This is a genomic window from Streptomyces sp. NPDC029956, from assembly GCF_055574655.1.
Map to the genome: position 1 here is coordinate 119,001 of NZ_JBVHZJ010000022.1, position 6,481 is coordinate 125,481.

General features: G+C 70.5%; 4 protein-coding genes. 1 reads left to right on the forward strand and 3 read right to left on the reverse strand.

Features of this window, described 5'->3' with window-relative positions:
* Window positions 1–61 precede the first annotated feature (61 nt).
* The gene (locus ACZ4XX_RS19705) at window positions 62–1,939 is read right to left on the reverse strand and encodes an AMP-dependent synthetase/ligase (protein WP_468509128.1); all 1,878 of its coding nucleotides are present in this window, start codon (window positions 1,937–1,939) and stop codon (window positions 62–64) included.
* A gap of 198 nt (window positions 1,940–2,137) precedes the next feature.
* Entirely contained in the window at window positions 2,138–4,003 is a 1,866-nt protein-coding gene (lepA, locus tag ACZ4XX_RS19710) for a translation elongation factor 4 (RefSeq protein ID WP_468509129.1), read from the reverse strand.
* Between the two features lie 184 nt (window positions 4,004–4,187).
* Between lepA and rpsT the strand changes: the two genes are divergently transcribed.
* Window positions 4,188–4,454 (forward strand): 30S ribosomal protein S20, encoded by a 267-nt coding sequence (gene rpsT / locus ACZ4XX_RS19715; RefSeq protein WP_030317512.1) that lies wholly within the window; start codon window positions 4,188–4,190, stop codon window positions 4,452–4,454.
* A 1,034-nt stretch (window positions 4,455–5,488) separates the two neighbouring features.
* On the opposite strand, the gene holA is transcribed toward rpsT, so the two are convergent.
* Window positions 5,489–6,481 (reverse strand): DNA polymerase III subunit delta (gene holA, locus ACZ4XX_RS19720; RefSeq protein ID WP_468509130.1); only part of this gene is annotated, 993 nt, incomplete at its 5' end.

The following is a 6,481-nucleotide window of genomic DNA, read 5'->3' on the forward strand; positions in this document are numbered from 1 at the left end:
AACGCCCGGCCTGTGGACAACCTCTCCCCGGGGGCGAGGCCCGGGTCCACAGCGGCGAGGGTCAGGACTCCCGCGACCCCGCGTACATCTCCTCGATGAGCGCCTTGTACTCGCGCTCCACCACCGGCCGCTTCAGCTTCAGGGACGGGGTCAGCTCGCCGTGCTCGATGTCGAGGTCGCGCGGCAGCAGACGGAACTTCTTGATCGTCTGCCAGCGCTGCAGGCCCTCGTTGAGGCGGTCGACGTAGTCCTGGACCATCGCGACGGTCTTCGGGTCGGCGACGACGTCGGCGTACGACGCGCCCGCGAGGCCGTGGTCGGCGGCCCAGCCGAGGAGGGTGGGCTCGTCGAGGGCGATCAGCGCGGTGCAGAAGTTCCGGTCGGCGCCGTGGACGAGGATGTTCGAGACGAAGGGGCAGACGGCCTTGAACTGGCCCTCGACCTCGGCCGGCGCGATGTACTTGCCGCCGGACGTCTTGATCAGGTCCTTCTTGCGGTCGGTGATCCGCAGGTAGCCGTCGGCGGACAGCTCGCCGATGTCACCGGTGTGGAACCAGCCGTCGGACTCCAGGACCTCGTTCGTCTTCTCCGGCAGGCCGTGGTAGCCCTCCATGACTCCGGGGCCGCGGAGCAGGATCTCGCCGTCGTCGGCGATGCGGACCTCGGTGCCGGGGAGCGGCTTGCCGACGGTGCCGGTGCGGTAGGCCTCGCCCGGGTTCACGAAGGAGGCGGCGGACGTCTCGGTGAGTCCGTAGCCCTCCAGGATGTGGATGCCGGCGCCGGCGAAGAAGTAGCCGATCTCGGGGGCGAGCGCGGCGGATCCGGAGATGCACGCGCGCAGGTTGCCGCCGAAGGCCTCACGGATCTTGGAGTAGACGAGGGCGTCGGCGACCTTGTGCTTGGCGGTGAGGCCGAAGGGCGCGGAGGCGGTCCCGGTGCGGCGGAAGTTGTCCTGGCTGGCCTTGGCGTACTCGCGGGAGACGCCGGCCGCCCACTGGAAGATCTTGTACTTGGCTCCGCCGGCGGCGCGGGCCTTGGCGGCGACGCCGTTGTAGACCTTCTCGAAGATGCGGGGCACGGCCGCCATGTAGGTCGGCTGGACGACCGGCAGGTTCTCGATGATCTTGTCGACACGGCCGTCGACGGCCGTGACGTGCCCGACCTCGATCTGGCCCGAGGTGAGGACCTTGCCGAAGACGTGGGCGAGCGGCAGCCACAGGTACTGGACGTCGACCTGGGTGACGAGACCGGTGGCGGCGATGGCCTTGGCCATGTACGACCAGTTGTCGTGCGGGAGGCGGACGCCCTTGGGGCGGCCCGTGGTGCCCGAGGTGTAGATGAGGGTGGCGAGCTGCGTGGCGGTGATCGCCGCGACCCGCTCCTTGACGGCCTCGGGGTGCTTCTCCAGGTAGCCCTTGCCCCGCGCCTCCAGCTCGGCGAGCGTGAGGACGAACTCGCCGTCGCTCTCCACCCCGGTGGCGTCGATGACGACGACATGGCGGAGGTTCGGCAGGTCGGCGCGGCGCTCGACGGCCTTCGCGAGCTGGGCCGCGTCCTCGGCGATGAGGACCCGCGACTCGGAGTCGGAGAGGATGAACGCCGACTCCTCGGCGTTGGTCTGCGGGTAGACCGTGGTGGTCGCGGCGCCCGCGCACATGACACCGAGGTCGGCGAGGATCCACTCGACCCGGGTGGAGGAGGCGAGGGCGACCCGCTCCTCGGACTCGACACCGAGGTCGACGAGCCCGGCGGCGATCGCGTACACCCGCTCGGCGGCCTCCCCCCAGCTGAGCGACTTCCAGTCGTCCGGGCCGGCACCGGCGGCGGCGGGCACCGGGTAGCGGTAGGCCTCCGCATCCGGGGTCCGCTCGACGCGCTCAAGGAAGAGGGTCGCCACGGAGGGCGGCCGGTTCTCGATCTGGGTCTGTGTGTCGCTCACGACGTCCTCCGGGCGGCGGCGGTGCCTTCTGGTGGTTCGTAACTAACTGGCGAGTAACCTTCGAGCCGGGATCAGAGTAAAGGCCCGAGGTCCGGCGCGTAAGGCCCTACAGGGCGCCGCTTCATAACGAACGGGCCCACGCGCACGTGGCGCGTGGACCCGTCGTCCGCACAGGACAGCTGCGTGGTGCGCCCTGCTCTACTTCTTCTTCCCGGAGGACTCGTCGCTCGACAGAACGGCGATGAAGGCCTCCTGCGGCACCTCCACCGAGCCGACCATCTTCATGCGCTTCTTGCCTTCCTTCTGCTTCTCGAGCAGCTTCCGCTTACGGGAGATGTCACCGCCGTAGCACTTGGCGAGGACGTCCTTGCGGATGGCGCGAATGGTCTCTCGGGCGATCACCCGGGAGCCGATCGCGGCCTGGATCGGCACCTCGAAGGCCTGCCGCGGGATGAGCTCGCGCAGCTTGGCGACGAGCCGCACACCGTAGGCGTACGCGGCGTCCTTGTGGGTGACGGCGGAGAAGGCGTCGACCTTGTCGCCGTGCAGCAGGATGTCGACCTTGACCAGGCTGGAGGCCTGCTCGCCGGTGGGCTCGTAGTCGAGGGAGGCGTAACCGCGCGTCTTGGACTTCAGCTGGTCGAAGAAGTCGAAGACGATCTCGGCGAGGGGCAGGGTGTAGCGGATCTCGACCCGGTCCTCGGAGAGGTAGTCCATGCCGATCAGGGTGCCGCGACGCGTCTGGCACAGCTCCATGATCGCGCCGATGAACTCGCTGGGAGCGAGGATCGTGGCGCGCACGACGGGCTCGAACACGTCGTCGATCTTGCCCTCGGGGAACTCGCTCGGGTTGGTGACCGTGTGCTCGCTGCCGTCCTCCATGACCACGCGGTAGACCACGTTGGGGGCGGTGGCGATGAGGTCGAGACCGAACTCGCGCTCGAGCCGCTCACGGATCACGTCGAGGTGCAGCAGCCCCAGGAAACCGACGCGGAAGCCGAAGCCCAGAGCGGCGGAGGTCTCCGGCTCGTAGACCAGCGCCGCGTCGTTGAGCTGCAGCTTGTCGAGGGCCTCGCGGAGGTCCGGGTACTCCGAGCCGTCCAGCGGGTAGAGGCCCGAGAAGACCATCGGCTTCGGGTCCTTGTAACCGCCGAGGGCCTCGGTGGCGCCCTTGTGCAGGGAGGTGATCGTGTCACCGACCTTGGACTGGCGGACGTCCTTCACACCGGTGATGAGGTAGCCCACCTCGCCGACGCCGAGACCGTCGGACGGCGTCATCTCCGGAGACGAGACACCGATCTCGAGCAGCTCATGGGTGGCGCCGGTCGACATCATCTTGATGCGCTCGCGCTTGTTGAGCTGCCCGTCGATCACTCGCACGTAGGTCACGACACCCCGGTACGAGTCGTACACCGAGTCGAAGATCATCGCGCGGGCGGGCGCGTCGGCGACACCGACCGGGGCCGGCACGTCCCGGACGACCCGGTCGAGCAGCGCGTCGACGCCGACACCGGTCTTCGCGGAGACCTTGAGGACGTCCTCCGGCTGGCAGCCGATGAGGTTGGCCAGCTCCTCGGAGAACTTCTCCGGCTGCGCGGCCGGCAGGTCGATCTTGTTCAGTACGGGAACGATCGTGAGGTCGTTCTCCATCGCCAGGTAGAGGTTGGCCAGCGTCTGCGCCTCGATGCCCTGGGCCGCGTCGACCAGCAGGATCGTGCCCTCACAGGCGGCGAGCGACCGGGACACCTCATAGGTGAAGTCGACGTGCCCGGGAGTGTCGATCATGTTCAGGATGTGCGTGTCGCCCTGACCCGGCCCCTCGGTCGGCGCCCACGGGAGCCGGACCGCCTGGGACTTGATCGTGATGCCGCGCTCCCGCTCGATGTCCATGCGGTCGAGGTACTGGGCACGCATCTGCCGCTGGTCGACCACACCGGTCAGCTGGAGCATCCGGTCGGCGAGCGTGGACTTGCCGTGGTCGATGTGCGCGATGATGCAGAAGTTGCGGATCAGAGCCGGGTCGGTACGGCTCGGCTCGGGCACGTTGGTAGGAGTCGCGGGCACGCAGGGTCTCGTCTCGGGGCGATGTCGGATCGATACGTAGGCTCCATCGTCCCATGCCCGTCGCCCTGCGCCCGGTTTGGGCGGGCACGAGAGTGGCTGATAGTGTGGACAGCTGTGTCTCGTGTGCCCTCTCAGCCTGCGAGACGCATCCAGAAGGAACATCGAACCTGTAAAGGCTCTTTTCGTGGCGAACATCAAGTCCCAGATCAAGCGGAACAAGACGAACGAGAAGGCGCGCCTGCGCAACAAGGCCGTCAAGTCCTCGCTCAAGACCGCGATCCGCAAGGCCCGCGAGGCCGTCGCCGCGGGTGACGTCGAGAAGGCCACCGTGGCTTCCCGCGCCGCCTCCCGCGCGCTCGACAAGGCTGTCTCGAAGGGCGTCATCCACAAGAACGCCGCCGCCAACAAGAAGTCGGCGCTGGCCACCAAGGTTGCCGCTCTCCAGGGCTGAGCTCTGATGTAACGGCCGCACGGGACCCAGCGGGCCCTCTCTCCCGCTCCCACCCGGCCACCCAGGACTCGCACGCGGACGCGTTCGCCACGCGGGTGCGAGCCCACCAGCTCAACACCGAAGGCCCCACCACCTCCTTCCCCAGGAGCGGTGGGGCCTTCGGCATGCGTACGGAACGCGGGATACGGGGCGCGGGGCGCGGGATACAGAACGCGGGGCGCGGGAGCGGGGCGCGGAAGGCAGGCCCGACTGCGGGACACACGGCGGTGAGCCTCCTCCGGGTGCAGAGCCCTGGGCCGGTGGCCCTCAGGGGGCGCCGCAACCCCGAGGTCCAGGGGGAGGCTCCACGGGGGCGGAAGTCCGAGCGGGGGCTGGGCACAGCTCCGAACGGGGGCCCGAGCATGACCCCAGGGGGCCGGGGCAGATCCCTGAGGGCTCCTCGTGGCACAGCCCAGGCAGGGCCTGGGCCCGCAGGCCCCGAGCGGGTCCCGGGGGGCACTACCTCTCGGGGCGCAGCCCCGAGCAGGGCTCCGAGGCGCAGCCCCAGGCAGAACCCAGGCGCAGCCCAAGCAGAGGTCCCGTGGGGCACAGCCCCAGGCAGGCGTCCCGGGAACAGCTCCTGGGCCCCCGGGGCGCAGCCCAGGCAGAGGTCGGGGCGCAGCCCGGAGCAGGGGTCAGGGCGCAGCCCCGAACGGGGGTCCCGGGGAGGCGCAGCCGCAGCAGGGTCCAGGGGCACAGCCCCAGCGGGGGTCCAGGGGCGCAGCCCCCGTGAACTCCCCCCCCACCACCAGCCCCCGGCAGGGTTTCGGGAAGGGGTGGGGTGGGGGAGTCCGCCCTGGCACCAGCGACCGACCGCCCCGCACCCACGCCCCACGGACCACGCCCCGGCACAGCACACCAACGGATCCATCCCGGCCACATCCACGGCACGGGCACGGCACGGGCACGGCACATCCACGGCACGGGCACGGCACGGGCACGGCGCAGGCCCGCACTGGCCCAGGCTCAACCCCAGGCCCAGCCACCCCCCACCGCTACCCGCCCGGCCGCATCCTCGCCGCCCGAGCCACCGCGACCACCGCCTTCTCCAGGGCGTACTCCGGGTCGTCCCCGCCGCCCTTCACCCCCGCGTCCGCCTCCGCGATCGCCCGCAGCGCGAGCGACACCCCGTCGGGCGTCCAGCCCCGCATCTGCTGCCGTACGCGGTCGATCTTCCACGGCGGCATGCCCAGCTCCCGCGCCAGATCCGCCGGCCGCCCGCCCCGCGCGGACGACAGCTTGCCGATCGCCCGCACGCCCTGCGCCAACGCGCTCGTGACGAGCACCGGCGCGACCCCGGTCGAGAGCGACCACCGCAGGGCCTCGAGGGCCTCCGCCGTACGCCCCTCCACCGCGCGGTCCGCGATGTTGAAGGAGGAGGCCTCGGCGCGGCCGGTGTAGTAACGCCCGACGACGGCCTCGTCGATCGTCCCGTCCACGTCGGAGGTGAGCTGCGCGACCGCGGACGCGAGTTCCCGCAGATCGCTGCCGATGGAGTCGACGAGCGCCTGGCAGGCCTCGGGCGTGGCGGAACGCCCCAGGGTCCGGAACTCCTGCCGCACGAACGTCAGCCGTTCCGCCGGCTTCGTCGTCTTCGGGCAGGCCACCTCCCGCGCCCCCGCCTTGCGCGCCGCGTCGAGCAGGCCCTTGCCCTTGGCGCCGCCGGCGTGGAGCAGGACGAGCGAGATGTCCTCGATCGGGTCGTCGAGATACGCCTTGACGTCCTTGATCGTGTCGGCGGACAGATCCTGGGCGTTCCGCACGACCAGCACCTTGCGCTCGGCGAACAGCGAGGGGCTGGTGAGCTCCGCCAGCGAGCCGGGCTGGAGCTGGTCGGACGTGAGGTCGCGCACGTCGGTGTCGGCGTCGGGGGGCCGCGCGGCCGCCCCCCCCCCCCCGACGGCACAGTCGAGGAGCAAAGTCCCCTTCCCCCCCACGAGCATCCCAGGGACGAAGAGGCCGTCGGGGGGAAGCTTTCTTGTTGTCCC